Genomic DNA, 2,900 nt, shown 5'->3' on the forward strand with positions numbered 1-2,900 from the left:
GAAGAAATAGTCGAACAGGTTTCGCAAGCGTGGAATAAATTCATTTCTGTTCCTGATACGGTTAAAAGCATATGCTCTAGAGACTGGATAAAATTGACTTAATCTTTATGCAGATTGGTATAATACTAAATTAGTGAGCCATATGTTAGAAAAAAGCCGAATCGTTGTACGGTTCGGCCTCATAAACTTACCTTTTTTAATACTTAATTAGCTAATCAGAATAGCATTTTATTTTTTCTTTTCACTCGGGACCGGTTGGCCATATTTAGGCGAACGAGGACCATATAGTAGGCCGTTGTAAGCGTCTGATGAAAGTAAGCGCGTTGATGCGATAGCAGCAATTTCGAAACCTTTGTCTGTTACAGTTTCTGCTATTTGGTTAATTGCTGCCACTACCAGCATGCCTACAAGTCCACCGCCGCCATTATTTTGCTGCTCGGCTGAGGAAGCTCTTGCTTTACCTTGCCACAATTGTTCACCAGTGCGTAAATCGACTAAAGATGCGGAAACAGTTACAGCTGTTTCACTTGAAATTACAACGTAGCTGGTGCCGTATTCTTCAATAGTAATATAAAGCGCCGAGTCAGCACCAAAAATATCGTGTAACTTTTTAATAGGAACTTGATGCACGTCGCTTGCAACTGAAAGGCCATTCCCTTTAAAGGTTTGCTCAACGAGCGCAACAGGAAAAACATAAAAGCCGGATTCTGCAATAGGTGCAACCATTTGGGTCATTACACTGTAAGGCGCTATAACTTCAGGTGTATTATTGAGCGGTGGCAGGATAATAACTGAGTGTGGATCAGCTTGTTTAAACGCTGTGTAATCATGAGCCGGTGGTGACGAAACGCAACCCGCTAATAATGCAAACAGCGCAGTTGCTGTTATTGATTTAAAGTTCAACATGTTAAACGCCTTTCGCAGATTTTAGAAGGAAGTCTATATACTGAACCGACTCTGGGAAAAGTGACTTTTCAGTTTCAAAGTGGCTAGCACCTAAAGTAGGGTCACCTGTTTCAAAGTACAGCATGCCTAAATGAGCATGCAAGCCAGGTGCAACAATTTTACTTTTGTTTGCTGCATCTGCAATAACTTGCTCAAGCATTTTAATTTGCTGTTCAACTGTTACTTCATCTGCTTTTAGGTATGCGTATACGGCTGAGCTGTATTCGCCATAATAATAGATAGGCTCTTTAGTTGAGCTACAGCCTGTAAGCGCAGCACATACTAAGGCTAAAGTAATTAGCCTTTTCATTATTTACTGCCCCATAGGCCTGATTCAAGTCCTGTAACAAGCTTGTTTACGACTTCACGAATGGCTAAATCAAGCACTTTGCCATTTAAGGTTGCATCGTATGAAGCGGTACTACCAAAACCAATAACTTCACGCTCAGATAGGCTGTATTCACCAGCTCCCTGAACTGAGTAGATAACTTCTGATGTAGTAACATCGACAATGTTTAGTGTTACTTTAGCGTAAGCTATTTGTGATTTACCTTTGCCTAATAAACCAAACAACTGTCGATCGCCAATAGCTTTGCGACCAAACTCTGTCACATCACCTGTTACCACAAATTTAGCGCCGCTAATAACTTGTTTTGTACCAGTTAGTTTTGCTTCTTCAGCAAGTGCGGTCATATTATCGCGATCAAGTACACTAAAACGGTTTGTTTGTTGTAAGTGGCTCATTAATGCTGTTTTAGCTTGGCTACCTAAACGGTCTTGCCCAGATGAGAATATGCCATTTTGAAAACTTGAACGGTTAACAAATTGCCCAACTACCAACTTACTTTTAGTGCCACTGTAGTTAGTGTTATAGCTAGCAACTGTTTGGGTTTCAACAACTTTAGATGATGTTGTAGCGCAACCTGCTAAAGTTGATGCTGCAACCGCAGAAATTATTATTGTTTTTATGTGATTTTTGCTTATATGCATAAGGAATTATATCCGTTTAAAATAATTGCAGAAAGTGATTTGGATGCCAATGTTTAATATTTATATTTGTTAGTTAATTACCTATTATAACTACCAATACCATCCACTTTTATAAACAAAAAATTATGTAAAGGCAATGTTATTCTTTACCTTATAGGTACCAGTCAGTGGTAGTCTGATTTTTGTATGATCCAGCAGCAAGGAAAGTTTAAGGAGATGGGGTAGCACTTTTTCATCTTTGAAATAATTTCTGTTTTAATTTATTGAAGCAGTGATTGGTATTATTTCAATTAAAAGTAGGTGGTTGTTTCAACTGCTATCAGTTGTAGAGCTAATAGCAGTATGTTTTATTGTGTTTTAAAGGGCTAATAGGCTTTGCTCTAACATTGCTTGAATTTGTTTGACTATTTTAGCTTCTGTTTCTGGTTCAAACTGCGCTATACGTGGCGTATGGATATGCCCAGTCGGAATATCTGAATTGAGTTGATCGCGCAGGCGAATACTGCGGTACGAAATTTCGTTAGACAGGTAACCACCGCCGCCGCCTTTTACTGCAATCGCATCTTTTAGTTCAGCTAAAGTTTTAGGTTCAAAGGCTTTTTCGAGTGTAACAACTTTATGATTGTCATTTATCGGAAATGGCCCTTTGGCTTGCTGCATTTGCGTGGCGGGCAAACTGAATTGCACAAACTCACTCCCTGGGAGTGGACGGTCGTTTAAACTTGGAATCAGTGGCGCTTTTGCTGTGCCGCCATAGACAATATTTGCATTGTCGGGGGCGGTTACGCTGCGCCGCTTACCTGGAAAGCGTTCAAGGTCAAAGTCTTTACTACCCATGCTAACCTAAGGGATCCCCAAAAATAATTATTAAGTTTCAATTACATCACTCACATCCATATTTTTCCAATCGATTTGCACTACTACCTGTACGAAATAGGCTAGTCCTTCCAAATAATCTCGCCGTC

The 2,900-nt window shown here is 39.8% G+C and carries 3 protein-coding genes and 1 pseudogene; all 4 read right to left on the bottom strand.

Going from position 1 to position 2,900, the window contains the following annotated elements:
• Positions 1 to 228: 228 nt before the first annotated feature.
• Entirely contained in the window at positions 229 to 906 is a 678-nt protein-coding gene (locus H5187_RS22985; RefSeq protein ID WP_182719559.1) for a DUF799 domain-containing protein, read from the bottom strand.
• Position 907: 1 nt separating this feature from the next.
• Complete coding sequence (locus tag H5187_RS22990) at positions 908 to 1,255, bottom strand: DUF4810 domain-containing protein (protein ID WP_182719560.1); 348 nt, start codon at positions 1,253 to 1,255, stop codon at positions 908 to 910.
• The gene (locus H5187_RS22995) at positions 1,255 to 1,935 is read right to left on the bottom strand and encodes a CsgG/HfaB family protein (RefSeq protein ID WP_182719561.1); all 681 of its coding nucleotides are present in this window, start codon (positions 1,933 to 1,935) and stop codon (positions 1,255 to 1,257) included. Before H5187_RS22995 ends, H5187_RS22990 begins: the two co-directional genes overlap by 1 nt.
• Positions 1,936 to 2,292: 357 nt before the next feature.
• Positions 2,293 to 2,778, bottom strand: a pseudogene (locus tag H5187_RS23000) (hypothetical protein); the annotation flags it as partial.
• Positions 2,779 to 2,900: the final 122 nt, after the last annotated feature.

The sequence above is a fragment of the Pseudoalteromonas sp. SG44-1 genome, assembly GCF_014164315.1.
Taxonomy (GTDB): domain Bacteria; phylum Pseudomonadota; class Gammaproteobacteria; order Enterobacterales; family Alteromonadaceae; genus Pseudoalteromonas; species Pseudoalteromonas rhizosphaerae.